The 24,634-nt window shown below is 53.9% G+C and carries 31 protein-coding genes; 14 read left to right on the top strand and 17 right to left on the bottom strand.

Going from position 1 to position 24,634, the window contains the following annotated elements; all coding sequences use genetic code 11:
- Positions 1 to 190: 190 nt before the first annotated feature.
- Positions 191 to 1,030, top strand: coding sequence for a hypothetical protein (locus tag CYQ09_RS09495; RefSeq protein WP_239495897.1), 840 nt, complete (start codon positions 191 to 193; stop codon positions 1,028 to 1,030).
- 44 nt (positions 1,031 to 1,074) lie between these two features.
- Positions 1,075 to 2,004, top strand: coding sequence for an endonuclease/exonuclease/phosphatase family protein (locus tag CYQ09_RS09490; protein ID WP_106745480.1), 930 nt, complete (start codon positions 1,075 to 1,077; stop codon positions 2,002 to 2,004).
- Here CYQ09_RS09490 and CYQ09_RS09485 read toward each other — a convergent pair.
- Positions 1,939 to 2,985 carry an epimerase gene (locus CYQ09_RS09485; RefSeq protein ID WP_239495896.1) on the bottom strand — a complete coding sequence of 349 codons (1,047 nt, stop codon included), beginning with the start codon at positions 2,983 to 2,985 and terminating at the stop codon, positions 1,939 to 1,941. The genes CYQ09_RS09490 and CYQ09_RS09485 overlap by 66 nt on opposite strands.
- Between CYQ09_RS09485 and CYQ09_RS09480 the strand changes: the two genes are divergently transcribed.
- The 3 genes from CYQ09_RS09480 (at position 2,940) to CYQ09_RS09470 (ending at position 6,125) form a co-directional block, all read left to right on the top strand.
- Entirely contained in the window at positions 2,940 to 3,836 is an 897-nt protein-coding gene (locus CYQ09_RS09480) for a LysR family transcriptional regulator (protein WP_106745140.1), read from the top strand. The two genes, CYQ09_RS09485 and CYQ09_RS09480, sit on opposite strands and share 46 nt — an antisense overlap.
- A gap of 57 nt (positions 3,837 to 3,893) precedes the next feature.
- Entirely contained in the window at positions 3,894 to 4,997 is a 1,104-nt protein-coding gene (leuB, locus tag CYQ09_RS09475) for a 3-isopropylmalate dehydrogenase (protein ID WP_106745139.1), read from the top strand.
- A 153-nt stretch (positions 4,998 to 5,150) separates the two neighbouring features.
- Complete coding sequence (locus CYQ09_RS09470) at positions 5,151 to 6,125, top strand: DMT family transporter (RefSeq protein WP_106745138.1); 975 nt, start codon at positions 5,151 to 5,153, stop codon at positions 6,123 to 6,125.
- Positions 6,126 to 6,127: 2 nt separating this feature from the next.
- On the opposite strand, the gene CYQ09_RS09465 is transcribed toward CYQ09_RS09470, so the two are convergent.
- Positions 6,128 to 7,747, bottom strand: coding sequence for an FMN-binding glutamate synthase family protein (locus CYQ09_RS09465; RefSeq protein ID WP_106745137.1), 1,620 nt, complete (start codon positions 7,745 to 7,747; stop codon positions 6,128 to 6,130).
- A gap of 73 nt (positions 7,748 to 7,820) precedes the next feature.
- The gene (locus CYQ09_RS09460) at positions 7,821 to 8,630 is read right to left on the bottom strand and encodes a division plane positioning ATPase MipZ (RefSeq protein WP_106745479.1); all 810 of its coding nucleotides are present in this window, start codon (positions 8,628 to 8,630) and stop codon (positions 7,821 to 7,823) included.
- A 411-nt stretch (positions 8,631 to 9,041) separates the two neighbouring features.
- Between CYQ09_RS09460 and CYQ09_RS09455 the strand changes: the two genes are divergently transcribed.
- Positions 9,042 to 10,352: a DEAD/DEAH box helicase gene (locus CYQ09_RS09455; RefSeq protein ID WP_106745478.1), complete on the top strand. Its 1,311-nt coding sequence runs from the start codon at positions 9,042 to 9,044 to the stop codon at positions 10,350 to 10,352.
- A gap of 38 nt (positions 10,353 to 10,390) precedes the next feature.
- Here CYQ09_RS09455 and CYQ09_RS09450 read toward each other — a convergent pair whose 3' ends face one another.
- The 5 genes from CYQ09_RS09450 to trmD all read right to left on the bottom strand — a co-directional run bounded on the left by CYQ09_RS09450 (position 10,391) and on the right by trmD (position 13,316).
- Complete coding sequence (locus CYQ09_RS09450) at positions 10,391 to 10,705, bottom strand: DUF1992 domain-containing protein (RefSeq protein ID WP_106745136.1); 315 nt, start codon at positions 10,703 to 10,705, stop codon at positions 10,391 to 10,393.
- 222 nt (positions 10,706 to 10,927) lie between these two features.
- Positions 10,928 to 11,341, bottom strand: coding sequence for a DUF7282 domain-containing protein (locus tag CYQ09_RS09445; protein WP_106745477.1), 414 nt, complete (start codon positions 11,339 to 11,341; stop codon positions 10,928 to 10,930).
- Between the two features lie 297 nt (positions 11,342 to 11,638).
- On the bottom strand, positions 11,639 to 11,860 hold the full coding sequence (gene rpmE, locus CYQ09_RS09440) for a 50S ribosomal protein L31 (protein WP_090199856.1): 222 nt from the start codon (positions 11,858 to 11,860) through the stop codon (positions 11,639 to 11,641).
- An 11-nt stretch (positions 11,861 to 11,871) separates the two neighbouring features.
- On the bottom strand, positions 11,872 to 12,255 hold the full coding sequence (gene rplS, locus CYQ09_RS09435) for a 50S ribosomal protein L19 (protein ID WP_106354704.1): 384 nt from the start codon (positions 12,253 to 12,255) through the stop codon (positions 11,872 to 11,874).
- Between the two features lie 245 nt (positions 12,256 to 12,500).
- Complete coding sequence (gene trmD, locus CYQ09_RS09430; protein ID WP_106745135.1) at positions 12,501 to 13,316, bottom strand: tRNA (guanosine(37)-N1)-methyltransferase TrmD; 816 nt, start codon at positions 13,314 to 13,316, stop codon at positions 12,501 to 12,503.
- Between the two features lie 63 nt (positions 13,317 to 13,379).
- Between trmD and CYQ09_RS09425 the strand changes: the two genes are divergently transcribed.
- Positions 13,380 to 14,306, top strand: a complete 927-nt coding sequence (locus tag CYQ09_RS09425; RefSeq protein WP_106745134.1) for a hypothetical protein — start codon at positions 13,380 to 13,382, stop codon at positions 14,304 to 14,306.
- Here CYQ09_RS09425 and rimM read toward each other — a convergent pair.
- The 7 genes from rimM to CYQ09_RS09390 all read right to left on the bottom strand — a co-directional run bounded on the left by rimM (position 14,275) and on the right by CYQ09_RS09390 (position 19,045).
- Entirely contained in the window at positions 14,275 to 14,805 is a 531-nt protein-coding gene (gene rimM / locus CYQ09_RS09420) for a ribosome maturation factor RimM (RefSeq protein ID WP_106745133.1), read from the bottom strand. The genes CYQ09_RS09425 and rimM overlap by 32 nt on opposite strands.
- 205 nt (positions 14,806 to 15,010) lie before the next feature.
- Positions 15,011 to 15,403, bottom strand: coding sequence for a 30S ribosomal protein S16 (gene rpsP / locus CYQ09_RS09415; protein WP_204353921.1), 393 nt, complete (start codon positions 15,401 to 15,403; stop codon positions 15,011 to 15,013).
- Between the two features lie 48 nt (positions 15,404 to 15,451).
- Complete coding sequence (locus CYQ09_RS09410; RefSeq protein WP_106745132.1) at positions 15,452 to 15,748, bottom strand: chorismate mutase; 297 nt, start codon at positions 15,746 to 15,748, stop codon at positions 15,452 to 15,454.
- The gene (locus CYQ09_RS09405) at positions 15,741 to 16,256 is read right to left on the bottom strand and encodes a GNAT family N-acetyltransferase (protein ID WP_106745131.1); all 516 of its coding nucleotides are present in this window, start codon (positions 16,254 to 16,256) and stop codon (positions 15,741 to 15,743) included. The genes CYQ09_RS09410 and CYQ09_RS09405 overlap by 8 nt, the downstream gene beginning before the upstream one ends.
- On the bottom strand, positions 16,253 to 16,801 hold the full coding sequence (locus CYQ09_RS09400; protein WP_106745130.1) for a GNAT family N-acetyltransferase: 549 nt from the start codon (positions 16,799 to 16,801) through the stop codon (positions 16,253 to 16,255). The genes CYQ09_RS09405 and CYQ09_RS09400 overlap by 4 nt, the downstream gene beginning before the upstream one ends.
- Positions 16,802 to 16,804: 3 nt before the next feature.
- Entirely contained in the window at positions 16,805 to 18,301 is a 1,497-nt protein-coding gene (gene ffh, locus CYQ09_RS09395; protein ID WP_106745129.1) for a signal recognition particle protein, read from the bottom strand.
- 207 nt (positions 18,302 to 18,508) lie between these two features.
- A complete protein-coding gene (locus CYQ09_RS09390) occupies positions 18,509 to 19,045 on the bottom strand; it encodes an FMN-dependent NADH-azoreductase (RefSeq protein ID WP_106745128.1) in 537 nt (178 codons plus the stop codon).
- A 111-nt stretch (positions 19,046 to 19,156) separates the two neighbouring features.
- On the opposite strand from CYQ09_RS09390, the gene CYQ09_RS09385 reads away from it, so the two are divergent.
- Both CYQ09_RS09385 and CYQ09_RS09380 read left to right on the top strand, forming a co-directional pair.
- Complete coding sequence (locus CYQ09_RS09385; RefSeq protein WP_106745127.1) at positions 19,157 to 20,035, top strand: LysR family transcriptional regulator; 879 nt, start codon at positions 19,157 to 19,159, stop codon at positions 20,033 to 20,035.
- Entirely contained in the window at positions 20,035 to 20,910 is an 876-nt protein-coding gene (locus CYQ09_RS09380; protein WP_106745126.1) for a DMT family transporter, read from the top strand. The genes CYQ09_RS09385 and CYQ09_RS09380 overlap by 1 nt, the downstream gene beginning before the upstream one ends.
- A gap of 3 nt (positions 20,911 to 20,913) precedes the next feature.
- Here CYQ09_RS09380 and CYQ09_RS09375 read toward each other — a convergent pair whose 3' ends face one another.
- Together CYQ09_RS09375 and CYQ09_RS09370 are read right to left on the bottom strand one after the other, a co-directional pair.
- Positions 20,914 to 21,234, bottom strand: coding sequence for an ArsR/SmtB family transcription factor (locus tag CYQ09_RS09375; protein WP_106745125.1), 321 nt, complete (start codon positions 21,232 to 21,234; stop codon positions 20,914 to 20,916).
- Positions 21,235 to 21,276: 42 nt separating this feature from the next.
- Entirely contained in the window at positions 21,277 to 21,468 is a 192-nt protein-coding gene (locus CYQ09_RS09370; RefSeq protein ID WP_106745124.1) for a hypothetical protein, read from the bottom strand.
- 106 nt (positions 21,469 to 21,574) lie between these two features.
- Between CYQ09_RS09370 and CYQ09_RS09365 the strand changes: the two genes are divergently transcribed.
- The 5 genes from CYQ09_RS09365 (at position 21,575) to CYQ09_RS09345 (ending at position 24,633) form a co-directional block, all read left to right on the top strand.
- Entirely contained in the window at positions 21,575 to 22,462 is an 888-nt protein-coding gene (locus CYQ09_RS09365) for a LysR family transcriptional regulator (RefSeq protein ID WP_162617626.1), read from the top strand.
- 176 nt (positions 22,463 to 22,638) lie between these two features.
- Positions 22,639 to 22,974 (top strand): AtpZ/AtpI family protein, encoded by a 336-nt coding sequence (locus CYQ09_RS09360; protein ID WP_106745122.1) that lies wholly within the window; start codon positions 22,639 to 22,641, stop codon positions 22,972 to 22,974.
- Positions 22,964 to 23,722, top strand: a complete 759-nt coding sequence (locus CYQ09_RS09355; RefSeq protein ID WP_106354735.1) for a F0F1 ATP synthase subunit A — start codon at positions 22,964 to 22,966, stop codon at positions 23,720 to 23,722. The genes CYQ09_RS09360 and CYQ09_RS09355 overlap by 11 nt, the downstream gene beginning before the upstream one ends.
- Positions 23,723 to 23,782: 60 nt before the next feature.
- Complete coding sequence (locus CYQ09_RS09350; RefSeq protein WP_045996757.1) at positions 23,783 to 24,004, top strand: F0F1 ATP synthase subunit C; 222 nt, start codon at positions 23,783 to 23,785, stop codon at positions 24,002 to 24,004.
- A gap of 80 nt (positions 24,005 to 24,084) precedes the next feature.
- The gene (locus CYQ09_RS09345; protein ID WP_106745121.1) at positions 24,085 to 24,633 is read left to right on the top strand and encodes a F0F1 ATP synthase subunit B'; all 549 of its coding nucleotides are present in this window, start codon (positions 24,085 to 24,087) and stop codon (positions 24,631 to 24,633) included.
- The last annotated feature ends 1 nt before the right edge of the window (position 24,634 follow it).

Genomic DNA, 24,634 nt, shown 5'->3' with positions numbered 1-24,634 from the left:
TGCAATAGTGGTTCGCCCGGTGTAATCAAAGGGATGCCACTACGCTAATACCACAGTCGTCGTTTAGGTATTCGCTGTATTATAGTAGGTTATAGAGTCGCAGCGGCACGCATATGTTCGTCCAGCATTTCATCATCGAAATGCAAAGAAACCTAGACCGCCTGTCGGTATAAATGGGGATTGTTGTAGAGTGTCTGATCGTCTGCCCGGAGCAATAGTGCGCGCAATTATGGTTGTGTTGCTGGTTGTTATGCCGGCGATAATTTTGCCGCGTGAGACGCAAGACAGCCTTCAGATTGTCGTTTTGTTCGCAATTTTTGCGGCGATATTTACGTTGGTCGAATATAGCGCCGCAAGCCCAACATTGGTCGAGTTCAGGGATGCACCGCCGTTCAATCGCGTCCGGTTTTCAACCTTATTTGCAACGGTGCTGTGCCTTTCAGTAATTTTTCGTGGCTATGTGTCACCTTCAGCTATTACCGAGTTGTTTAAGCAAAGCGGGGCGAGCATTGGGGAAATTATCGATTTTCCTTATTCGCCTGTGCGACTTATGGTTTTGATGTTACCGCAGGACGCCGCACCCGAAGTCGTTCAGCGTGTACGCGACGCGGCAGGGCTTAGCTATCTGGTGTCGATTTTCGCGATTCTTTGGTTCATTATTGTTTTGCGGTTACAGCACTGGCCGCGCCGTGAGGGGCCATTTAATGTTTGGGTGAATTTGCCAACGTTTGATGCCGCTGCAGGCGGGGATGTCGTTGATCGTCTTGAACGTGATGGTCGCGTTAACGTAATTTTAGGCTTTTTACTGCCCTTTCTTGTTCCGGCATTACTCAAGCTATGTGCTGTGTTTGGAATGCCCGTCCAACTGGATGATATGCATATGTTGATTTGGACAGTGACGGCATGGGCGTTTTTGCCAGCAAGTATATTAATGCGCGGTGTTGCTCTCAGTCGGGTCGCACAGATGATAAAACAACAACGGAAAGTCGCCTACGAACGCGCGGTTTCCGAAGGTGCTTATATTGTCTAATTGCTGTTACGTGTCCGGGCGTCATTCAGGCCGAAACCTATCGTATTGCAACATTTGCTGCGCCGCTTAGCAGATCCGGGCCCGGGTTACTTCTTCGGGACCTGCAAAAGGGTGCTGATGATGAAATTTCTGCGATTGTCGCGCTGATTGATGACGCTTCACCTGATGTCTTACTACTGACGGATTTCGATTATGATTTGGATGGGTTTGCGTTGAAAACCTTTTCTCAAATTTTAGACGGCCCCTATCCCTATCTTTATTCCGCGCAGCCCAATGCAGGCGTGCCAACAGGGCTGGATATTGATGGGAATGGCCGATTGGGCGAAGCCAGAGATGCACAAGGATACGGAGAGTTTTCTGGCGACGGGGGGATGGCGATACTTTCGCGATTTCCATTTGGGGAGGTGACGGATCTTTCCGATTTGCTGTGGCAAGACGTTCCGGGGGCCGTTTTACCGCCGATGACACCAGAAACTGCTTTAGTGCAGCGACTTTCGTCAACGAACCACTGGATGGTCCCCATCGCACTGCCAAATGGTGACCTTCAGTTGATGGCATATTCAGCGACTCCGCCGGTTTTTGATGGACCCGAGGACCGCAATGGGCTGCGTAATCGCGATGAACTAATGCTTTGGACTACGGTGTTGGACGGCGTGTTCGGTCACGCGCCGGATAGCTTCGTGATCTTAGGGAATGCGAACCTAGATCCACAGGCGGGCGACGGCATTCGGGCGGCGATGGGCGATTTTCTAGGTGACCCACGTTTACAAGACCCACTGCCGGGAATCGCTACAGCTTATTGGCCACACCTGCCTGAACTTGGTGAATTGCGCGTTAGCTATGTGTTGCCCTCACAAGATTGGATGGTGACAGGTGCTCAGGTAATGCGCCTAGCACCTGACCAGCCATCAAAGAGTGATGACAGTATGGCCGCCGGACCGCACCGGCTTGTTTGGGTGGATATCAGTCGGTAACCCAGCCAACATCACGGTTTTCAAATCGGTCGGCTGGAAGTCGGGTAAAATCCGGTTGAATTTGGCCGCGGAAATCGTGTGTGGCATTGAATAAAGGTAGCGCATTTCCGACATCTCGCGACCGAGTTCCCAAATCGGGGAAAAAAGCCGCATCGCCCACCAAGGAAACGAAGTGTACTTGAGGCGATAGCCAAGGTGGCTCTCCAGACATTGTTTGAGCGTCTCATTCGTGAAGGCATGGCCGGGAAACGGGATATCGTTAAATTGACTCAGCTCATGTCGACGCTCTGCCAACATCAGGGCCGCGCGCGCCCAATCTGGGGTATAGCAATATGCTTGCATGGCCTTTGGGTTGCCGACATTGACCAACTGGCGCTTGCGTATGCGGCGCAGACTACCGACGCTCATGAAATCGCCGTTACCGTTGGGATCAATAAAGTTTCCCGCACGTAGCATAATGATCTGCACCCCCGACGACGCATAAGTCTGCTCCATTGTTACTCTGATCTTGCCTTTCCTTGTGTTTGGAATTTGCGCGGTGTTTTCATCAAATGTACCGGGCTGATTGCCAAAATTGTAGATGCTTGCAGGTAGAATGACAGTCGCACCGCTGGCCTTTGCTGCCGCGATAACCTGTGCCGTAATCTGCGGGATGAGGGTTTTCCAGTCATGGTAAAGAGGAGGATTTAGCCCGTTGATGATGACGTCCGCACCTATTGCAGCACGTGTCATGTCGTCGGTTTTCCGGTTGTAGTGCCGGACATTCCAGCCGGCTTTTTCAAACGCTATCGCGGCATGACTGCCGATTTTTCCTGCGCCGCCGAGGATAAGAACTGTTTTGGTCATTGTGATCTCCTTTGGTTGTGGCTCAAAGGTGATCTGTTCGCACGTGAAAATAAATTGCCTGAATATGTAGGTCATGTATTCATAATTGAATGGATATTCGCCTATCAGATTTGGACTGGTCGCTCGTGCAGGCATTTCTTGCAGTGGCCGAGGGGGGCAGTCTATCTGCGGCAGCGCGTGCTTTGGGGGCAAGCCAGCCAACGCTTGGACGCCAGATTAAAACCTTGGAAACACAGCTTAAGGCCGATTTGTTTTACCGCCAGCCGCGCGGGTTTACCTTGACGCAAACAGGCGCTGACTTGGTTGCGCCAGCCCGAACAATGCGCGACGCTATGCAGCAGATCGCGTTGACGGCTGCCGGACAGCAGGCCAGCCTAGCAGGTGCTGTGCGGATTTCGGCTAGTGTTGCCGTCGCGGCGGATCACATGCCTGCGATCATTGCGCGTATTCGCGCCGAAGAACCCGAGATCGAAATTGAACTTGTTCCAACGGACGATAGCCAAAACTTGCTTTACCGCGAGGCTGACATTGCGGTGCGGATGTACCGGCCGACGCAGCTCGATTTGGTGACCAAACATTTGGGTGATCTCGAATTAGGAACTTACGCGGCTAAGTCCTATTTGAGAAATAGGGGAATGCCACAGACCCTAGACGAAATGATGACCCATGATTTTGTTGGCTACGATCGAAGTCTGATGATTATCGACGGATTTCGCGCAGCAGGTATCAATGTGGGGACTGGTTTCTTTAAAACACGCTGCGATCATCACGTAACCTATTGGGAATTGGTGCGCGCTGGCTGTGGAATCGGTTTTGCGCAGGCCGTTGTGGGGGACAATGATCCAGCGGTCGAGCGGGTGGTACTAGGGTTTCCGATACCGTCATTACCCATTTGGCTAACTGCGCACGAGGCAATGCGCCAAACCCCACGTATTCGGCGCGTTTGGGACCTGCTAGAGGAAGGTCTGCGCCCCTTGGTATCTTGAACCTTTGGCCTTGGCAGGCTAGGCCGTTGACAACATTTTCAACCAAGGACCAGACATATGGCAAACCCCTCCCTTTTGATCCTCGCAGGTGACGGCATCGGCCCCGAAGTCATGGATGAGGTAAAGCGGATTATTGGCTGGTTCGGCGATAAGCGCGGCGTTGCCTTTGACGTGTCCGAAGACCTTGTTGGTGGTGCGGCTTATGACAAGCATGGCGTTCCATTGCATGATGACACAATGGCAAAAGCCCAAGAAGTAGACGCCGTTCTGCTGGGCGCTGTTGGCGGTCCAAAATACGATGATCTGGATTTCAGCGTAAAGCCAGAGCGTGGCCTGCTGCGTCTGCGTAAAGAAATGGACCTGTTCGCGAACCTGCGTCCTGCGCAGTGTTTTGATGCGCTTGCAGATTTCTCTTCTTTGAAGAAAGAATTGGTTGCCGGTCTGGATATCATGATCGTCCGTGAACTGACGTCAGGTGTTTATTTCGGTGAGCCGCGCGGCATTCACATGGAAGACAACATGCGCGTTGGTGTGAACACCCAACGTTACACCGAAGCCGAAATCGAACGCGGCGCACGTGCAGCGTTTGAACTGGCGATGAAGCGCGACAAGCGTCTGTGCTCCATGGAAAAAGCAAACGTGATGGAATCCGGCATTCTGTGGCGCGATGTTGTTACCGAAGTGCACGCTGACTACCCAGAGGTGGAACTGTCCCACATGTACGCGGACAACGGTGCGATGCAGTTGGTACGCGCACCAAAGCAGTTCGATGTGATCTACACAGACAACCTGTTCGGTGACATCCTGTCGGATTGTGCTGCGATGTTGACTGGTTCGCTGGGCATGTTGCCATCAGCCAGCCTTGGCGTGCCAATGGAAAATGGCCGCCCGAAAGCGATGTACGAACCGGTACATGGCTCTGCGCCTGACATCACGGGCCAAGGCAAAGCAAACCCAATCGCATGCATTTTGTCCTTCGCAATGGCGCTACGTTATTCGTTCGACATGGGTGCTGAGGCTGATCGCCTCGAGGCAGCTATTGAGGCAGTTCTGGCAGACGGCGCACGTACCGGCGATCTGATGGGGCCTGAAGGCGGCACTCCACTGTCTACAACGGAAATGGGTGATGTCATCTTGGCTGCGCTGGACGCGTCACTATAAACAAATTTATATCGCGTCCCGGATAGGGGGCGATCCATAAACATCATGACGCCCGTGGGTGCCTGATCAATGTCTTTAAATTGGCCGTTGATCTTGACACCTGCGGGCGATCGTTTTTTGTCAGTATGTAGCTAACTTAACGAAAGACCGGATATGTCACCCAATGCAAAAGGCGCTATGTTTGCTTTGACTGCTTTTGCTGTCTTTGCGACGCATGATGTAATCATCAAGATTTTGGGCGCGACTTATTCGCCGTTTCAGATTGTGTTCTTTAGCGTTTTGCTGAGTTTCCCGCTAGCCACGGTTATGCTGATGCGTGATGCAAAGCCGGGTACCTTGGTGCCCGTGCATCCGTGGTGGATGGCCTTGCGCACCGCTGCGGCGACGGTAACTGGTGTGGCTGCGTTTTATGCATTTTCTGTGCTACCGCTTGCACAGGTTTACGCGATCTTGTTTGCGACGCCGCTTTTGATCACCGTTCTTGCGATCCCGGTCTTGGGTGAAACCGTACGATTACGCCGCTGGATTGCGGTTTTGGTCGGTCTTGTTGGCGTTATGGTGGTGCTGCGCCCCGGGCAGACACCGCTAACAGGCGGTCACCTTGCGGCGCTTGCATCGGCGGTGTGCGGTGCGATTGCGTCCATTATTGTACGCAAGATCGGGTCAGAGGAACGCCCGGTTGTGATGCTGATCTATCCCATGGTCGCCAACTTTGTGATTATGGGCTGCGCCTTGCCCTTTGTCTACGAACCGATGCCAATAACGCATCTGGGAATGTTGGGTGTAATTGCATTGTTTGCATGGATCGCCAGTTTTCTGGTTATCCTTGCCTATCAAGCGGGCGAGGCCGCAATCATCGCGCCGATGCAGTACAGTCAGATTATTTGGGCCACGATTTTCGGGATGCTGTTTTTTGACGAAACGATGGATTTGTTCACGGGTGTCGGCGCGACAATCATCATCGCAAGCGGACTTTATATCGTTTTGCGCGAAAGCACGGGAACGTCAGAGAACACCCCAGTTCTGCGAAACCGGTCCCGCACCGTTACTGGTGCAGGACCGCGTGTCAGTTTGTTCATGCGTGCGCTAGGGCAAACTCCACCACGCCAAGACGACCCGGCCGATTAGGCCTATGTGCGGGCTTCTGGCGGCGCAAAGCTGTCGGCTGATGCCCGTGCCCAGCGTTCACGGTAAACGATATGTTCATCGTTATCTTCAAGTAAGAAGCCAATGGGTAGATAATTGTACACGTCGTTGGCTTCGGTCATCTGCCCATCACCACGACGGGTCATAAAGTGATAGGGGAGGAACCCGCTTGGGTCATTCAGCCCGGCCGCACCAGCGATTTCGCCAAGCGCCTTAAGCGTGTTCGCGTGGAAACGCGCCACGCGCTGGCTTTTGTTTTCGACGTTCAGCGCCTTTTGACGCAGCGGGTCTTGGGTCGCGACGCCGACAGGGCAGTGGTTGGTGTGGCAGGCTTGGGCCTGAATACAGCCGATAGAGAACATGTAACCACGCGCCGAGTTACACCAATCTGCGCCTAATGACAGTGCACGTGCGATATCAAAGGCACTGACCAGTTTGCCGGCGGCACCCACCTTGACGTGGTCACGGATGCCAGCGCCCCGCAGCGTATTGTGTACGAATGTCAGACCTTCGATCATTGGCATCCCGACGTGGTTGGCGAATTCCAGCGGCGCTGCGCCTGTGCCGCCTTCGGTCCCATCGACAACGATGAAATCGGGGATGATACCCGTTTCCAACATCGCTTTGACCATGCACATGAATTCACGGCGGTGGCCAATGCAAAGTTTGAAACCGACGGGTTTACCACCCGAAAGTTCACGTAGTTGCGCGATGAAACGCATCAGCTCAAGGGGGGAAGAAAACGCACTATGCGCTGCAGGTGAAACGCAGTCGACACCCATTGGAATATGGCGCGCCTCTGCAATTTCTTCGGTAATCTTTGACGCAGGTAGCATCCCACCATGACCGGGCTTAGCGCCTTGGCTAAGTTTTATTTCGATCATCTTGATCTGATCGTCCCCGGCTTGCTCTGCGAATTTTTCGGGGTTGAATGTGCCGTCGTCGTTACGGCAGCCAAAATAGCCCGAACCAATTTCATAAATCAGATCGCCACCCGGTTCACGGTGATAGCGGCTTATGCCGCCTTCGCCAGTGTCCTGCGCAAATCCACCAAGCTTGGCACCCGTGTTCAGGGCTTTGATCGCATTAGCAGATAGCGATCCAAAGCTCATCGCCGAGATGTTGTACAGCGATGCGTTGTAAGGTTTCGCACAGTCAGGACCGCCAATCATCACACGAAAGTCAGTGTCCGAAAAATGCACAGGCTGAACAGAATGCGTGAGCCATGAATACCCGGCCTCGTACACCTTTTCTTGGGTGCCGAATGGGCGCTTATCTTCGGCACCTTTGGCGCGTTGATACACCAATGATCGCTGTTCGCGGCTGAATGGCTGTTCGTCTTGATCATTCTCAATCAGGTATTGGCGGATTTCGGGGCGGACTGCTTCGAATAGGAAGCGTAGATGACCCAAAACCGGGTAGTTGCGCAGGATCGAATGGCGGGTTTGCCGCATATCGCGGATGCCGACGAAGGTCAGAATTGCGAATATTATGAATGGGATGAACAGCCAAGTATGCCAAAATGTTAATAGCAGGGTAATGACTGCCATAACAGAAACAAACACGAACGTACTGTAACGTTCCAACGACAACAAATCACGCATGATGGCTCCTCTTGGCTTTCGCGACATGCTTAGGCTGCTAAGCTACGTCGCGAAAGGGATTCGCATCAACTGGTTAAAAATTTGGTGTCACGCCCGGTAAATCGAGCGCCTTGATCAGGTCTCGCAGTTCTTGGCGGGCTGCCACGTTTGAGATGTTCATCCCCTTAACGCCCATATCGCGCAGATCGAGAAGCGTGAGACCACGTGGGAATAGCTCGCGAAAAATAACCCGTTCATTAAATCCGGGGGCCGTCCGAAAACCGACGCGCTTGGCCAGTTTCGTGATCGCGCGCTGCATCTTTTCTTTGTTGACCATCGCTTGCGCACCTAGGCGGTTCCGGACCACGATCCAGTCAATCGGTTTCAGCCCGGCCTGTGCGCGCAGTTGCCGCGCGTTCCATACCATTTCTGAATAAACAGATGGGCCGGTGATTTCTTCGCCGTCACTGTCCACATGGGCCAGCAGATCAAAGTCGATGAAGCTATCGTTCAGCGGCGTAATCAGCGTGTCCGCAAGGCTGTGCGCTACTTGGCTAAGCCGGGTGTGCGAGCCGGGGCAGTCGATGAGGATAAAGTCGTTATCGGCTTCCATTTCGGACACGGCCATCGAAAGACGGTGATCAAAGGCGTTTTCGCCGGGCTTTAGGCTTGTCTGATCAATCTCAGGAAGTTCGTGATAGCTGGGCGACGGCAGGTCGATCCCTTTTTCTGCAAGAAAACTGGTGCGATTTGCGATGTAGCGCCCAAGCGTCTTTTGCCGTAGGTCAAGGTCAAGCGTCCCAACCCGATGTCCCATCCGTGCAAGCGCTGTCGCGACATGCATTGATACGGTCGACTTGCCCGCGCCGCCTTTTTCGTTACCCACGACAATAATATGTGCCACGCAATCCATCCCTACAGAATATGCTTTGGATCACTATATGGTGTGGTGACCGCAAGGGGAAGTGATCGCCCTGAGGATACGGCGTTTATTTCCTTCTGGCGTGCTGCTGGCGATACACTTAGCGGATGACGCAGCTGTCTCCTTGACAGTTTGCGCAGAAAGGCGCATGTGCAACCCAACCGATGCAAGCTGCCGCGTGAGCAGAGCGTGACCGCAGGTCAATCGCAAGGCATCGCTTAACTCTCAGGTTCCCACATCACGCAGGGGTCCCGCGCCAAATCGGCGCCCGGACAATGCGGTTCTGGCTGTCAGCATATGGCGCAACCTTGCTTTGGTTTCATGGCGCTGTGCCGTGAGCCTTACCGTATGCGCAGGCCTGATCGCCTGCTAAATAGACAGGATATCCAACTTATGGATTTTGATATGCTGGGGCTCGCGCCTCGCCTTGTGAACGTTCTAAAAGAACAAGGGATCACCGATCCCACCCCAATTCAAACCCAAGCCATCCCGCACGCCATGAATGGCCGCGACGTGATGGGGCTTGCCCAAACGGGTACTGGTAAAACTGCTGCGTTTGGTCTGCCGATGATCAACGCACTGATGAAGGCTGGCGTTAAACCAAGCCCGAAAACAGCACGCGGTTTGATCCTTGCGCCAACACGCGAGTTGGCCAAACAGATTTCTGAAAACCTGACTGCTTATACCAAAGGTAGCCACTTGAAAGTGGCGCTTGTGGTTGGTGGTGCCGGGATTTCTGCACAATCGAAACGTCTAGCAGGCGGTGTTGACCTATTGGTCGCGACGCCGGGCCGTTTGATTGATTTGATCGATCGTCGCGCCGTGCGTTTGGACGAAACAATTTATCTGGTACTGGACGAAGCGGACCAAATGCTCGACATGGGCTTTATCCATGCGTTGCGTCAGATCGCGCCGTTGTTGGCCAAGGATCGCCAAACAATGATGTTCTCGGCAACGATGCCAAAGCTGATGGCGGAATTGGCATCCACATACCTTAAGGACGCCGTACGCGTTCAGGTAAACCCTCCGGGGCAGGCTGCGAAAAAGATTGCGCAATCGGTGCACTTTGTGGCCCAAGCTGCCAAGACCGACCTGCTGATCGAACTGCTTGATAAACACCGCGATGAGCTGGCATTGGTGTTCGGCCGCACCAAACATGGCTGTGAAAAGCTGTATAAAGTGCTGGAAAACAAAGGCTTTGCTGCGGCGTCTATCCACGGCAACAAAAGCCAAGGCCAACGTGATCGTGCGATCACCGCGTTTAAGGCCGGTAAGGTCCGCGTTCTGGTCGCAACGGATGTGGCCGCGCGTGGGATCGATATTCCCGATGTGCGTCACGTGTATAACTACGATATGCCAAACGTTGCAGACAACTATGTTCACCGGATTGGCCGGACGGCGCGTGCTGGTGCCGAAGGTTGCGCCGTTGCACTGGTTGCCCCTGACGAAATGATCGAATTGCAGGACATCGAAAAGGTGATGAAGGAAACAATTCCTGTCGCTTCTGGTCGTCCGTGGGAAATCAAACCCGGCCAGAAAAAGCGCCCCAATGGCGGCGGTGGCGGCGGTCGTCGTGGTGGCGGCCGTCACGCATCAGGCGGCAAACCCGGCGGTGGTAAACCCGGTGGCGGTGGCAAACTCGGCGGGGGACGGCGTCGCGGTGGCGCCGGTGGTGGCCGTTCGCGCGCCACGGCTTCTGCATAAATAAAATACACCGCCTCGGATATGATCCGGGGCGGTGCCTATCCGTATTTACGAAACGCTTCCATCTCGATGGCGATCTTTGTGTGAAGCTCGGACAACACCAGCATCTCATCCTTACGCGCGGTTTCATCCGTTAGGGATTTGAGCCGTTCTTGCGACGCAAGGATCTGCTGGCGTAAAATGACAACAGGCGATTTGGCATCGGCCTCTGCCATCATCTTATTTAACACAGCATTCTGCGGATCATCTAAGCTGGTTAAGGGCTTGCCTGCACCCGGTAAATCATCAAAATCGCCACGCTTTTCTGCGTTCTGGACGATTTGATCAATCAGGCCGCTAAGTGGGTGGTGCATGTCGCTGTGCTCATTGTTCAGAACTGGGGACGTGATCCGACTTATAGTTTCGGGTTCTGTGCTACCTGCCTAAAGGGATATTGTCACGGTTTGGCTGAACAGGTGTTAAGATTTATGAGTGCTGCATCGCCCGCAACTTAAATTAAATTGCGGGCGATGCCCTGTCGTTGGTCTCTTGCTAAAGAACAAAATTAAATACTCGTACCGAGACCGCCTTCAAGACTATTCGGCAGTGATGACAGTCATGACAAGCTCGCCATCTACACGGATGGGGCCGTCTTCTTTTGCTCCAAGCGTGTATTCAAAACCGCCTGTCACCATACCACCTTCTTCGGAGTGCACCATGAGCATCAACATTTCACCGGGCGCGATGTCCTCTGTGAGAATCGCAGCAACATCCACGTTGTCACCCATCCGGAGAGGGGCATAGCCAACAACCGGACCCGGCTTCATTTCTGCGTCAGTACGATGCACCACCATCCAGCCATTTTCCGCAGCTACGACAGTATCGGCACTGACGACACCGTTTTCAACTGATTGGTTGGCCGCTTCGACGGCCGGTGCGGGGGCGTGTCCCGCGGCAAACACGCTCGTCGCTGTAAGGGTTAGGGCAACGGCTGAAATCATCGTTTTCATAGGTATCTCCACTTTTTTACTGATGAACACCATGTTCGCCAGATCACCTAAGTCACGTTGCACCGTCTTAGAAAGTTTCACACGGCGACGAAAAAAATCGACATACGTTGATATGGGGGCGTGATGAATGGTTGGGCGGGGCACAATGACAGGGATTCTAAGAGGTTTCAGGCCAATAGTGCTTCTGCAAAGCTGCTTGTTGCGTCGCCGGTTTATAGTACCGCAAACAAAAAACGCCGCCCATTTTCATGAGCGGCGTTTTTAATGCGTAGGGTGGATCTTGATCCACCAGCGGTCTTAGAAGCCCAGACCAGCGTATTTGTTTTTGAACTTAGAGACACGACCGCCAGCATCCATCAGACGGGTTGATCCGCCGTTCCATGCTGGGTGTACAGATGGGTCGATGTCCAGCGCCATTTGGTCGCCTTCTTTGCCCCATGTGGATTTCATTTGAACCACTGTGCCATCGGTCATTTTCACGTCGATGAAGTGATAATCTGGGTGGATATCTTTTTTCATGACAGCAATCCTTACGCTTCGGCGCCCTTAGGCGCTTTGTAGTTGGTGACTTCTGCGATACGTGCGGACTTACCGCGACGGGTGCGCAGGTAGTACAGTTTCGCGCGACGTACGCGACCACGGCGCACCACGGTGATGCTTTCGATGTTTGTTGAATGCAGTGGGAACACACGTTCCACGCCTTCACCAAAGGAAATCTTGCGAACAGTGAACGAGCCAGCAATGCCTTTGCCGTTCTTACGGGCGATGCATACGCCTTCGTAGTTCTGCACACGTGTACGTGTGCCTTCGGTTACTTTGTAACCAACGCGGATGGTGTCACCCGCTTTAAAGTCGGGGATTTCTTTCCCCAGCGCAGCAACTTGCTCCGCTTCGAGTTGTGCAATCAGATCCATCTGACGGCTCCTTAATATGCTTGCGGTTTTCCGCAATGTTTCTGTGCAAACTGAGAGCTCTTGGTCTTCAACCGGGTCCCTATCCAAAGATAAGCCCGCCAGAGGTCAGGTCGTCATTCGTTTATTGGTTTGGGTCCGTCTGCCTTGTGCCGAAGAAGGCACTACATATGACATTACCAAACGAATCCACAGGCTGACGCCCGCAGACTGCCGTTCTATAGGGGGCATCCCCCTTGCGATCAAGGTTATTCTTGAGTTTTGGCCTGATGGGCCGCCCATAAATCGGGGCGTCGTTCTTGTGTGATCTTTTCGGACATCTCGCGCCGCCATTCTGCGATTTTAGCGTGGTTGCCGGACAGCAAAACATCAGGGATCGCATGACCCTGCCATTCGGCGGGTTTGGTGTATTGCGGGTGTTCTAACAATCCGTTGGAATGGCTTTCTTCGACCGCGCTTTCTGCGTTGCCCAAGACTCCGGGCAGTAGCCGCACAGTGGCGTCTATCATGGCTTGGGCTGCGATTTCACCGCCTGTCATGACGAAATCGCCAAGCGACACTTCTTGAATACCAAAGTGTTCCAGTATCCGCTCGTCCACGCCTTCAAACCGACCACACAGCATGGTGACACCGTCCGCGCGTGCCCAGTTGCGGGCCATCGCCTGATCAAACCGCTGTCCGCGGGGTGACAGGTACACCATTGGCATCATGCCGCGTGCACCTGCGCGTGCATCCTTGATCGCAGCCTCAAGAACATCAGCGCGTAGAACCATGCCCGCGCCACCACCAGCAGGGGTATCATCGACGTTGCGATGCTTCCCGATCCCGTATTCGCGCAGATCATAGGTCTGCATCTGCCAACGCCCATCTTGGAGGGCTTTACCCGTCAGGCTTTCGCCCAATACGCCGGGAAAAGCTTGCGGGAATAGGGTCAAAATTTGCGCGGTCCATGACCCGGCAAGTTCAGGCGTGTCGGTCATTAGCTCGCGTGGTTTCAGCGTGGGCCGGATGGAAATGCGTCCTGCGGCTTTGCCGGCGGGCTTTGGTGGTGTTTGTTCTGACATGCGGTGGTTCTAGGGGATGACACTGTGCTGCGAAAGGGGCAACATGACCGTCGGAGTAGATGGATGAGCATTGATTTCGATAGAATCCTATATCGCGCGGCAGATCGTGAAGCCGCGATTGCGCGATGGGATGCCGCGACAGTGGGTAGTCCTTTGATGACGCAGGTCGCACGTGGCGCGTTGCTGAGCGCTAAAATACACACAGCGGTTTTCGCTGGGGAGTTCCAAGGTCGTTCGGTGATCCTCCGGCATATTACGCGTCCGAATGCGGTAGACGTTGTCACGAAGATGCAGCTGGAACTAGAGCGGATTGGCCCAACAATGCGCAACGGCGATTGTCAGATTAACCAGCTTATCGCGGCTGATCCTGAATGTGGTTTAATGATCGTATCGGTCGTGCCGGGCATTCCGTTTTTCGAAGCAGATGAACCCGGATTGCTGTTGCATGCAGGTCGCTGGCATCGGGCCTATGTTGCCGCGCGTCGTGAGCGAGGGCAGCTATCACCAATGCATTGGCATAAGAAGTTGGCGGATATCCCATATAATGGGCTTGATGGAGGTGATTTTGCGCTGGCGGATACTCTGAAAGATGCCCTTGCTATACAAACACGTGCGTTGAAAGGTTTTGAGATCGCTCGTGTTGCGGGCCACGGTGATTTTGCGCCGCATAATTTTCGATATCAGTCGGGCGTACTCTACGCGTATGATATTGGTACGGGCGCCAAGTCGCCATTGGCGCGGGAATTGGCACATTTCTTATTTCACATCGCACTAAAGTCTAACCGTGTGGTTGGACCGTGGGGCATCGACCCGGCGCAAGTTGTGGACTTCGCGCGCGCAGCTGGGCTGCCGGATGCCGAACGTGACAGCACGCTGCGCTATTTTTTTGGTTGGTATTTGTATCGATCATTATTGCGCTACGCGCGCAACGCTGGGCGGCAGGTCCGGTTGCGCGCCCTTATTCAGCGGTATCTTGATCCGCTTGGGTAAATAGACCCTCTGGCGGATCAGCGATCACGCGGCCTGCGGATAGATCGACTGTTGGTACGGCGGCCTTGGTAAAAGGTAGTAGCACGGTTTCGGATTGGCCGGGTTCAATAACTTCCAGCAGATCGCCTGCGCCGTGGTCCATAACGTTTTTAACGGTGCCAAGCGTAGAGCCACCAGTATCAAGCACCGTTAGGCCGATCAGATCGGCATAGTAATATTCATCATCAGGCAGGGACGGCATCGCGTCGCGGTCAGCGTAAAGGCTGATGTTGCGTAGCGCGTCGGCTTCTTCTTTGGTGGTGATGCCATCGACACGGGCGGTAAAGCCGTTCTTCAGCTGACCAGTCAAAACCATTTGGCCAAAGGTGCGGCCGTCTTCGGTGTAAAGCGGGGTGTAATCGGCGATTGCAGCGGGGTCCGCGCAAAACGACTTAAGGCGGACTTCGCCCTTGACGCCAAAAGAGCCGCCAAGCGTGCCAACAATTACGCGGTCAGTCATTTGGGATATCCGATCTTACACACATTTGTTTGGTCCATTGTCCGTTGCTGTTTTCGCAATTTGCCTGTGCATTACTGCGTTCAGTCAGAATACCTGCAATGAAAGCAAATGCTGTGAAAATCACAAGGCGTAGCAAACGAAACATGGAAGTTCCCTAAAGGGATGGGGTGTTGCCCGGCGCATTTGCCGGGCAACGATGAGTAACTTACTCTTCAGAAGCAGCAGCTTCTTCTGCAGGTGCGTTTGCAGCTTCTTCAGCAGCTTTCGCTTTTTCTGCTTTTTCTTCAGCACGTGCCTGAGCAGCTTTGCCAGGTGTACCTTTTTTCGGGTTGCTGCGGTCTTTCTTAGGCAGCTCGCCTGCGGCTTCCAGCATGCGGGAAACACGGTCAGTCGGCTGTGCGCCTTCGCCCAACCAGTACTTCACGCGCTCGATGTCCATTTTCACGCGGTCTTCGCTGTCTTTTGGCAACATTGGGTTATATGTGCCCAATTTTTCGATGAAACGGCCATCACGTGGCATGCGGCTGTCAGCAGCAACGATTGCGTAGTGAGGGCGTTTTTTAGAACCGCCGCGTGCGAGACGAATTTTCATAGCCATGGTGTATTCTCCTATAAATGGCAGGGGTGTGGTGGATTGAAATCCACCCTACGATTGGTGTTGTTTGTGGTGTTGGATTACTTCCTGAATGATGAAGTTCAGGAATTTCTTGGCAAACTCAGGATCTAGATCGGCCTGGCTTGCAAGTTCGGTCAACCGTGCGATCTGCTGCTCTTCGCGCGCGGGATCGGACGGTGGAAGCGCGTGTTCGGCTTTGAGTTTGCCGACGGCTTGGGTGTGCTTGAACCGCTCGCCCAATGTATAAACGAGGATGGCGTCCAATCGGTCGATGCTATCGCGGTGGCCTTTAAGCACCTCTGCGGCGCGGGTAATAGCGTCAGACATGGGACGTTCCTTTGCTGGGGCGGGAATGGCGGTAGACAAGGCAATTGTCACCTTTGGGCGTTGCTGCCTTTGGGTCCAGTACGGCGCCAAGCGTTTCAGCAACGCGAATTGATCCTGCGTTTTCAGCGCTAACGTAGCTGACGATGCTTTGCAGCGGTGTCGTAGCGAACGTGTAATCAAGCATCGCGCGTGCGGCCTCTTGGGCCAATCCGCGTCCGGTGAACCCATCAAACAAAAACCAACCGCATTCAGCTTCTGGGAAGTGTGGTGGGTGGACAAGCCCAGCACCGCCCGCAAATACGCCGTTTTCAACAATCGCGAGCGATCCAAAGCCATTTAGCGCCCAAGTGGCGATATCATTGGCAAACCAATCCCATGCTTTGTCTTTACTAATCGGCCCATCCATGTGGGCAGCGCGATCGCTCCCCATGAACGCAGCATAGGCGTCAAAGTCTTCGCGCGCATAAGGGCGAAGTGTCAGTCGATCTGTGTAAAGCGTTGGGATCATGATATTGCCCCTGCTGCTTGGGCGGTCGCGCGCGGATCATCAAAGCGCAGGTGGCGCATAATCATGACGTTTTCACCGTCGATCACATCGCGTCGTTCTTCGATCGCGCCAAGGCGTGTCGCCAGAGCGAGCGAGCGTGTGTTACTGGGCGCGATGAGCGAGATCAGTGGCTCAAGCCCAAGTGTCCGACCGGCCCATTCGCGTACAGCGCAGGCCGCTTCGAACGCGTAGGATTTGCCTTCGAAGCCATCAAACATATGCCACGCTATTTCGGGCTGCGGCCATTCGATGTGGTTCAGGACACCAACGCGGCCAGTCGCAACGCCGGTATCTTTTTCGGTCACGGTAAAGAAACCGTAGCCATGCCAATTCCAGTGACCGATGCCTGCGATAAAGCCACGCCATGCATCACGTTCACTGACCGCACCCCCCAATGTTTCCATACGCGCAGAACGCGTAGCCCACGCGGTGAATGCCGCAAGGTCGCGCTTTTCTGGGCCGCGAAGGACCAGACGTGCTGTGGAAAGGGTAGGGGCGGGTGTCATTGGTTACTTTTTCTTCCCGAAACCAGATAGACCGGGTGGCAGGCCCATGCCGCCAAGACCGGGCAAACCACCGGGCATTTTGCCTTGCAGGGCTTTAGCCGCTTCTTCCATGGCTTTTGGGTCGTTCATGTCGGGCATTCCAGCTGGCATACCGCCGCCTTTGCCGAACATGCCTTTCATGGCCTGTTTCAGCATGCCACCTTTGCCCATTTTCTTCATCATGTCAGCCATCTGACGATGCTGTTTGACCAGCTTGTTCAGTTCAGACACTTCAAGACCGGCACCTTTGGCGATCCGCTTTTTGCGGGATGCGGCCAGTAGATCAGGGTTCGCCCGTTCCTTTTTCGTCATGGAATTGATCAGGGCGATTTGGCGTTTCAGGATGCTATCATCCATGCCAGCAGCGGCCATCTGTTTACCCATTTTGGCAGCGCCCGGCATCATGCCCATCATCCCTTCCATGCCGCCCATCTTGAGCATCTGCTCGAGCTGCATTTTCAGGTCGTTCATGTTGAAACGGCCCTTTTGGAACCGCTTCATCATGCGTTCGGCTTGTTCAGCCTCGATTGTTTCTTGGGCTTTTTCGACGAGCGCAACGATGTCACCCATGCCAAGGATACGACCAGCGATCCGGTCAGGCTCAAAGGTTTCAATCGCGTCTAGCTTTTCACCGACACCGACAAAGCGGATCGGTTTGCCAGTGATCGCACGCATCGAAAGCGCCGCACCACCGCGACCGTCACCGTCCATACGTGTGAGGACAACGCCAGAAACGCCGATTTTGTCGTCAAATTCTTGCGCAACATTGACCGCGTCTTGACCTGTCAGGCCATCAACAACCAGCAGTGTCTCGCGTGGGCTGACGGCATCACGCACGGCAGCAGCCTGCGCGATCAGTTCTTGGTCAATATGCAACCGGCCCGCAGTATCAAGCATATAGACGTCATAGCCACCGAGGTTCGCTTGGGTCTTGGCGCGTTTCGCAATCGCAACGGGGTCTTCGCCTTTGACGATTGGCAGCGTGTCCACGCCAATCTGACCACCAAGGATTTGCAGCTGTTCCATCGCAGCTGGGCGGTTCACATCGAGTGATGCCATCAAAACGCGCTTGCCTTCGCGTTCTTTCAAACGCTTTGCCAGTTTCGCGGTTGTTGTAGTCTTACCCGAACCTTGCAGGCCGACCATTAGGATCGGGGCGGGTGGGTTGTCAATTTTTAGCGCGCCCGGGTCTTCGTCACCGGTTAGGATATGCTGCAGTTCGTCATGAACGATCTTAACGACCTGTTGCCCGGGTGTGATCGATTTTGTGACGGCCTGACCAGTTGCTTTATCCTGAACCGCCTTGATGAAATCACGCGCCACCGGCAGCGAGACGTCAGCCTCAAGCAGTGCCACGCGGACCTCGCGGAGGGCCGTTTTGACATCATCGTCAGATAGCGCACCCTGTTTGGTGAGCTTGTCAAAGACGCCTGAAAGGCGGTCGGATAGATTCTCAAACATAGGCCTTGGCCCCTCGCGTCGTTTCGGTTGCCTTGCGTATATAGGAACGCGCGGCGTAAAGCAGTAGCGCCCCCGTGGGCGCAACGCGCTGACGGGGGGCGATCCCCTAGAAACTGGGGACCGGAAAGCTGATGCTATCCGGGTGTTGGGTCGCGTTTACGGCGCTTGACTGCCTGAGTCAACACGCCGTGCCGCGTATACTAACGACTATGCGGCTTCTGGGATGATATCCTTAGCCGTGTGGACCGTGATGTCGTCGACCCCAACAAACTGTAATACCTGACGTAGATGCGGTGTGGCAAAATCAACAGGACTATCAACGGGAACGCCGCCTGACGCGACTGCAACGATTGCTTTTTTCCCTTTTACAAGGCCAACCGGGCCACCTTCGGTGTAGTAAAATGTCACTCCGGGTCGTGCGATCAGGTCGATCCATGCTTTCAAAGCAGCGGGCATTCCGAAGTTATAGATCGGCATCCCAATGACGATGATGTCCGCACCTTCGATTTCCGCAATCAGAGTATCTGAAAGCGCAAGCGCTGCATTGTCCTCTGCGGACCGATCTGATGCGGGAACAAGGCGGGCGTTAATCCATGTGCTATCGACCTGCGGTAGCGGCGTTACCGCCAAATCACGCGTGATAACCTTGGTGGGAGATAGGTCCGAAATGATTTTAGCAGTGGCGGCGCGGCTAACAGAGCCGTCTGATAGCCCAGATGCCGTGATGTGGAGGATAGTGGTCATTTGGATGCCCTTTGGGAAATTGTGAACTTCAATTTCGTAATATGCCCTTGCAAATTCGAACTAAATGCAGAAATTTGAACATCAAATGTTTGCAAGCGCACAGGATCACTGATGGATAACTGGGACGAAATTCGTACGGCTTATCAGGTTGCCCGTAAGGGCACCGTAAGCGGGGCAGCAGATGCGCTTGGCGTACATCATGCCACAGTCATTCGTCACATTGACGCGCTTGAGGTACGGTTGGGTGTGAAGCTTTTTCAGCGACATGCGCGTGGGTATACAGCGACGGAAGCAGGGCAGGATCTATTGCAGGTCGCCCAAGCCACTGACGATCAATTCACACAACTGGCTGGACGAATAAAAGGGCAAGGCGAAGGCGTATCTGGTGATTTGGTTGTCACGTCGCTTGAGATGGTGTCGGACCTGCTGACGCCAATTTTGACGCGTTTTCAAGCAAGCCACCCAGAAGTACGCGTGCGGTATCGCACTGGCGACCGTGTATTTCGGCTAGAATATGGGGAGGCTCACGTCGCGATTCGTGCAGGGCGTATGCCTGAAGAACCCGATAATGTCGTACAGCCGTTTATGGCGCAGCGTATGGCGCTGGTCGCTGCGTCCCCGTATGTTGAAAAATATGGTGTTCCCAAGGGGATCGACGAATTCAAAGATCATCTTTTTGTTGGACATGATGATGACAATACGCGCGCACCTTTTGCGAAATGGATGCGCGACAACGTACCGAATAACCGCATCGTCTATCTAGCAAGCGAAAACCGCCACATGCGCGACGCTGTTCTCACTGGGGCGGGCATTGGCTTTGTCCAAAGCCATTTGTTGAAGCGCGATCTGGGCCTGATTGAAGTCATCCCACCCCAAGAAGAATGGGAATCGCCACTGTGGCTGGTCACGCATGTCGATTTGCACCGCACAACGAAGGTGCAGGCATTCCTGCGTTTCCTGAAAGATGAAGTAAAAGGCATGAGCTGTTAATGAAACCGTCACATGCTGGGCATCTCGCGATGCTGTCGTTTTCGGTGCTAATTGCCGGGTCTTTCTCGCTTGGGGCATTGGCTGCCAATGAAATAACCCCATTGGCGCTGAATACGGTCCGCTTCTGGATTGCCGGTGCAATCATTGGCACTGCAGCACTAGTGACCACAGGTATTCCGCGATCAGCCGCACGCGCGCCTTGGCGGTATCTTGTGCTGGCGGGGTTCTTTACGACGTATTTCGTTTTGATGTTCGAAGGGCTGAAAACAGCAGCACCCGTCAGTGCGGCGGCGGTGTTCACGCTCACACCCATTCTAAGTGCGGGATTTGGCTGGATACTCTTACGCCAAGCGCTGACGGGGCGGATGGCGCTTGCACTTGGTATTGGTGCTTTGGGCGCGCTTTGGGTGATTTTTCGGGCGGATATTCCAGCGATCTTGCGGTTTCAAATTGGCGGCGGCGAAGTCATCTATTTCTGGGGCTGTGTGGCACATGCTGCCTATACGCCGCTTGTGCGCAAACTGAACCGCGGTGAACCAACGCTTGTGTTTACTTTTGGTACGCTGGTTGCTGGCGCGATTATTCTTACGTTCATTGGCTGGAATGATCTGATCACCACCGATTGGGCGCATCTCCCTAATATCGTTTGGATAACAATAATTTATACAGCCGTTATCGCAAGTGCGACCACCTTTACGCTATTGCAGTTCGCCGCATTGCGCCTGCCCAGTTCAAAGGTGATGGCATACACATACCTAACTCCATCCTGGGTGATCGTATGGGATATTGCGCTTGGTGGAACTGCGCCACCGGTCATGGTGTTGCTTGGGCTGGTGCTGACGGTCGTCGCTTTGGTGATGCTGTTGCGCGACTAATGGCTATTCTAGTTGCGTTGCTAGGAATGCTTCAAACGCGTCAAGATCAATGGCATCCATCTGGCCAAAGGCTTGCATCCAAACTGATGCCTCTCGCATTGCATCGGGTTCCAGCTTGCACCATTTCACCCGCCCGCGCTTTTCTTGGCTGATGAGCCCGGCTGATGTCAGGATGCCAAGGTGCTTTGAAATCGCAGCGAGCGATACCTCGAATGGTTCGGCGACGTCAGTGACGGCCATGTCATCTTCTAGCAGCATCGCAAGGATCGCGCGGCGTGTCGGGTCGGCGAGGGCCGAGAATATGATATCGAGCTGTTGCGTCATAGGCTGACGTCCTAGCAATGATATCACGGGCAGGCCAGCGTTTCATAGCAACGGTCGATCTTCGGAATCCGTGGGCCAGACAAAGCGATAACGTTCCAGTTCCGCAAGCGTCATGCCGATATCATGTGCAATATGATCACTAATATACATCGGGCATTTCGCAGATTCAGGGCGCATAGCGTTGGCAAGCCGCTGCCAGATACCTGCGCCAACAGGTAACGGTTTTAGTAGCATTCATTCGACTTTCTGGATGTTGATGTCCAGATATTGCCAGATTCGGCTTGGATACTTCAAAGCCAATTTCTTGACATCACATGTGCTAAAAAGGCACGTTTTGACTATGGCTAGATCATTACCACCACTAAACGCATTACGCGCATTCGAGGCCGCAGGCCGGCACGAGAGCTTTTCTCGTGCCGCAAATGAATTGGGGGTCAGTCATTCAGCCATTAGTCGCCACGTGCGTGGGCTTGAGGATCGGTTGGGCGCGCAATTATTTCGTGATCTTCCGCGTGGCGTTGCATTAACGCAGGCTGGCGCACGTTATTTGGCAGCACTTAGCCCTGCGTTTGACCGTATCGCCGAGGCGTCGGAAGTCTTCACGCATCGACCTGCCGGGCAGGTCAGTGTGGATACAGAGCCGCTTTTTGCGACGAACTGGTTGATCCCGCGTTTGGGCGACTTCAATCAACGATATCCTGAAATCGAATTGCGGCTAGGTGCAAGCAATTCTCTTGCCGATATCGCGCGCTACGAGGCCGACCTTGCAATCCGGTTCTATCACGCGGGCCCGCCCAGCGATGATCTGCCTCTTGTCAGTAATGCGCCGCTTTATCCTTTTGCTGCGCCGTTTTTGGTGCCTGAACCATTGCCGCCAAGTGCATTATTAAAGCTGCCGCTATTGCGAGATCGGTACGAGGATACTTGGCTAGAGTGGGCGATTGTGGCCGGGAGTGACGAGACGCCGGTGGCCCAATCTGATTGGCGGCTTCGGGCAACCTTGGCTTATGCTGCGGCTTTGGCTGGGCAGGGGGTTTTGCTGACCTCAGCCGATGTCACGCAGGGTGACGTTGACGAAGGGCGGTTGACGCAATGTTCGGACATTGGATTTCGCATGGGGAGCTATCATCTTGTCGCTGGGGAGGGCGTGATGCGACGTGGACCCGTGCGGATATTCCGTGACTGGCTGCTGGATCAAAGCGCCCCTTTGCGGTCGATCTCGCGATAGTTAACGAAATGGTTGAATGTTGTATTGGGTGGGATCTGGCATCGCAATTGTAATTTTCTAGAATCTGGTCCCTATAATTCTTATGTAAATCAGCGTATTAGGTTGCCTTCACGTTTGCTTGACTCTGAGCGAGGTGGAACCTAAACCATGCCCAACCTTCCGAGGGGACCAAATACATGTCTGACCCGCACGACGCTGACCGCCTAAAGGCATTAGAAGCGAAGATCGCAGCGTTAAAAACGCCTGAGTCAGACAAGGACCACTCAGAAGAACATTATTCCCAAGCACAGCTTGCTTGGCGGATGGTGATAGAGCTAGTTGCCGGTCTCGCGATCGGCTTTGGCATCGGATACGGGCTGGATACCTTGTTTGGGACCATGCCGATTTTTCTGGTGCTGTTCATATTGTTTGGCCTCGCGGCTGGTGTTCTTACCATGATGCGATCCGCCAAAGAAGTGCAATTGAAGCAGCAAAGTGCTGCGGAAGAAGAGGGTGACGCAAGTGGCGACTGAGACAGAAGCAGCTTCCGAAGGTGGTCTGGTTTTTCATCCGTTGGATCAATTCATTCCAAAGTCGCTGTTCGGCGACGGCGCGGTGCATTGGTACACCCCATCAAATCTGACCCTATGGCTGGCCATTCTGGTTCTTTGCGTCATCGGCGTGTTCGTTTTGGGTAGCCGCGGTCGCGGCATCGTACCATCACGTATCCAATCCGTAGGCGAGCTGATGTACGGCTTTGTTTACAAGATGATTGAAGACGTGACCGGAAAAGATGCGGTTAAATACTTCCCATACATCATGACACTCTTCGTGTTTGTCTTGTTTGCGAACTATCTGGCGCTACTGCCAATGTCTTATAGCCCGACATCTATGATCGCGATTACGGCGGTTCTTGGTTTCGGTGTCTTCATCGCGATCACGGTTCTCGGCTTTGTTAAACATGGCGCTGCGTTCCTTGGTCTTTTCTGGATGAAAGACGCGCCCGGCTTCTTGCGCCCAATCATCGCGATCATCGAAGTTATCTCTTACTTCGTGCGTCCGGTCAGCCTGTCCATTCGTTTGGCTGGTAACATCACTGCGGGTCACGTTGTGATCAAGGTTTTCGCAGGCTTTGCCGCGCTGACATTGGCTAGCCCTGCAGCGATCCTTGGTATCGTCGCTATCTACGGTCTTGAGATCTTGGTGGCTGGTATTCAGGCTTATGTTTTCACGATCTTGACGTGTGTCTATCTAAAAGACGCGCTTCACCCCGCACACTAATCACCTCAAGGGTGGGATCATCCACCCTTTACTAAACTTCCAATCGTAAGGAGAATTCTCATGGAAGGCGATATCGCAAGCATCGGTGCCGGTCTGGCAGCAATCGGTTCAGGCATTGCAGCAATCGGCGTAGGTAACGTTGCTGGTAACTACCTGGCAGGCGCACTGCGCAACCCATCAGCTGCTGCTTCGCAGACAGCGACACTGTTTATCGGCCTAGCATTCGCCGAAGCTCTGGGGATCTTCTCGTTCCTCGTCGCGCTTCTGCTGAAGTTCGCTTAAGTACAAGCCGTTATCCTTACGTCTGGTTGGTGCGGTAACCTGCGCCAACCAGTAAAATCACAAGGTATTCGGGGGCCACGATGGCAACAGAAACACACGAAACCGTAGCAAGCGCATGCTTGGACTCGCACGGCGGTGCCATCGGTATGCCGCAGCTTTGCGGTGAATGGATTCCACACCAGATATTCTGGCTTCTTGTCGCACTTGCCGCGACATTCTTTGTGATGTCACGCATCGCACTGCCCCGCATCGCTGCGGTTCTAGCAGAGCGCTCTGGCACAATCACAAACGACCTTGCCGCTGCAGAAGAGCTAAAGAACAAAGCATCTGAAGCAGAAGCTGCCTATGACAAGGCGCTTGTTGATGCACGTGCACAGGCCCAGCAGATCGTTGCTGAAGCCAAAGCAGAAATTCAGGCAGAACTGGACGCGGAGCTTGCGAAAGCTGACGAACAGATCGCTGCTAAGACAGCCGAAAGCGAAGCGGCAATTGCCGAAATTCGTGACGGCGCTGTTAAATCCGTCACTGACGTTGCCAAGGCGACAACCAAAGAACTGGTTGCTGCTATGGGTGGCAAGGCTGACGCAAAAACCATCACCGCTGCGGTGACGGCACGGATGAAAGGCTAAG

The organism is Yoonia maritima (genome assembly GCF_002933395.1).
Lineage (GTDB): Bacteria > Pseudomonadota > Alphaproteobacteria > Rhodobacterales > Rhodobacteraceae > Yoonia > Yoonia maritima_A.
This window is presented reverse-complemented; position numbering and strand designations above follow the sequence as displayed.

Coding starts and splice junctions, on each gene's coding strand:
- CYQ09_RS09375 (WP_106745125.1), bottom strand. CDS start 21,234: ATGACGCAACAGCTCGATATCATATTCTCGGCCCTCGCCGACCCGACA.
- CYQ09_RS09445 (WP_106745477.1), bottom strand. CDS start 11,341: ATGAAAACGATGATTTCAGCCGTTGCCCTAACCCTTACAGCGACGAGC.
- CYQ09_RS09360 (WP_106745122.1), top strand. CDS start 22,639: ATGTCTGACCCGCACGACGCTGACCGCCTAAAGGCATTAGAAGCGAAG.
- rimM (WP_106745133.1), bottom strand. CDS start 14,805: ATGACTGACCGCGTAATTGTTGGCACGCTTGGCGGCTCTTTTGGCGTC.
- CYQ09_RS09380 (WP_106745126.1), top strand. CDS start 20,035: ATGAAACCGTCACATGCTGGGCATCTCGCGATGCTGTCGTTTTCGGTG.
- rpsP (WP_204353921.1), bottom strand. CDS start 15,403: ATGGCTATGAAAATTCGTCTCGCACGCGGCGGTTCTAAAAAACGCCCT.
- ffh (WP_106745129.1), bottom strand. CDS start 18,301: ATGTTTGAGAATCTATCCGACCGCCTTTCAGGCGTCTTTGACAAGCTC.
- CYQ09_RS09410 (WP_106745132.1), bottom strand. CDS start 15,748: ATGTCTGACGCTATTACCCGCGCCGCAGAGGTGCTTAAAGGCCACCGC.
- CYQ09_RS09470 (WP_106745138.1), top strand. CDS start 5,151: ATGTCACCCAATGCAAAAGGCGCTATGTTTGCTTTGACTGCTTTTGCT.
- rpmE (WP_090199856.1), bottom strand. CDS start 11,860: ATGAAAAAAGATATCCACCCAGATTATCACTTCATCGACGTGAAAATG.
- CYQ09_RS09385 (WP_106745127.1), top strand. CDS start 19,157: ATGGATAACTGGGACGAAATTCGTACGGCTTATCAGGTTGCCCGTAAG.
- leuB (WP_106745139.1), top strand. CDS start 3,894: ATGGCAAACCCCTCCCTTTTGATCCTCGCAGGTGACGGCATCGGCCCC.
- rplS (WP_106354704.1), bottom strand. CDS start 12,255: ATGGATCTGATTGCACAACTCGAAGCGGAGCAAGTTGCTGCGCTGGGG.
- trmD (WP_106745135.1), bottom strand. CDS start 13,316: ATGTCAGAACAAACACCACCAAAGCCCGCCGGCAAAGCCGCAGGACGC.
- CYQ09_RS09480 (WP_106745140.1), top strand. CDS start 2,940: ATGGATATTCGCCTATCAGATTTGGACTGGTCGCTCGTGCAGGCATTT.
- CYQ09_RS09405 (WP_106745131.1), bottom strand. CDS start 16,256: ATGATCCCAACGCTTTACACAGATCGACTGACACTTCGCCCTTATGCG.
- CYQ09_RS09345 (WP_106745121.1), top strand. CDS start 24,085: ATGGCAACAGAAACACACGAAACCGTAGCAAGCGCATGCTTGGACTCG.
- CYQ09_RS09425 (WP_106745134.1), top strand. CDS start 13,380: ATGAGCATTGATTTCGATAGAATCCTATATCGCGCGGCAGATCGTGAA.
- CYQ09_RS09370 (WP_106745124.1), bottom strand. CDS start 21,468: ATGCTACTAAAACCGTTACCTGTTGGCGCAGGTATCTGGCAGCGGCTT.
- CYQ09_RS09465 (WP_106745137.1), bottom strand. CDS start 7,747: ATGCGTGATTTGTTGTCGTTGGAACGTTACAGTACGTTCGTGTTTGTT.
- CYQ09_RS09450 (WP_106745136.1), bottom strand. CDS start 10,705: ATGCACCACCCACTTAGCGGCCTGATTGATCAAATCGTCCAGAACGCA.
- CYQ09_RS09350 (WP_045996757.1), top strand. CDS start 23,783: ATGGAAGGCGATATCGCAAGCATCGGTGCCGGTCTGGCAGCAATCGGT.
- CYQ09_RS09455 (WP_106745478.1), top strand. CDS start 9,042: ATGGATTTTGATATGCTGGGGCTCGCGCCTCGCCTTGTGAACGTTCTA.
- CYQ09_RS09365 (WP_162617626.1), top strand. CDS start 21,575: ATGGCTAGATCATTACCACCACTAAACGCATTACGCGCATTCGAGGCC.
- CYQ09_RS09390 (WP_106745128.1), bottom strand. CDS start 19,045: ATGACCACTATCCTCCACATCACGGCATCTGGGCTATCAGACGGCTCT.
- CYQ09_RS09400 (WP_106745130.1), bottom strand. CDS start 16,801: ATGACACCCGCCCCTACCCTTTCCACAGCACGTCTGGTCCTTCGCGGC.
- CYQ09_RS09485 (WP_239495896.1), bottom strand. CDS start 2,985: ATGCCTGCACGAGCGACCAGTCCAAATCTGATAGGCGAATATCCATTC.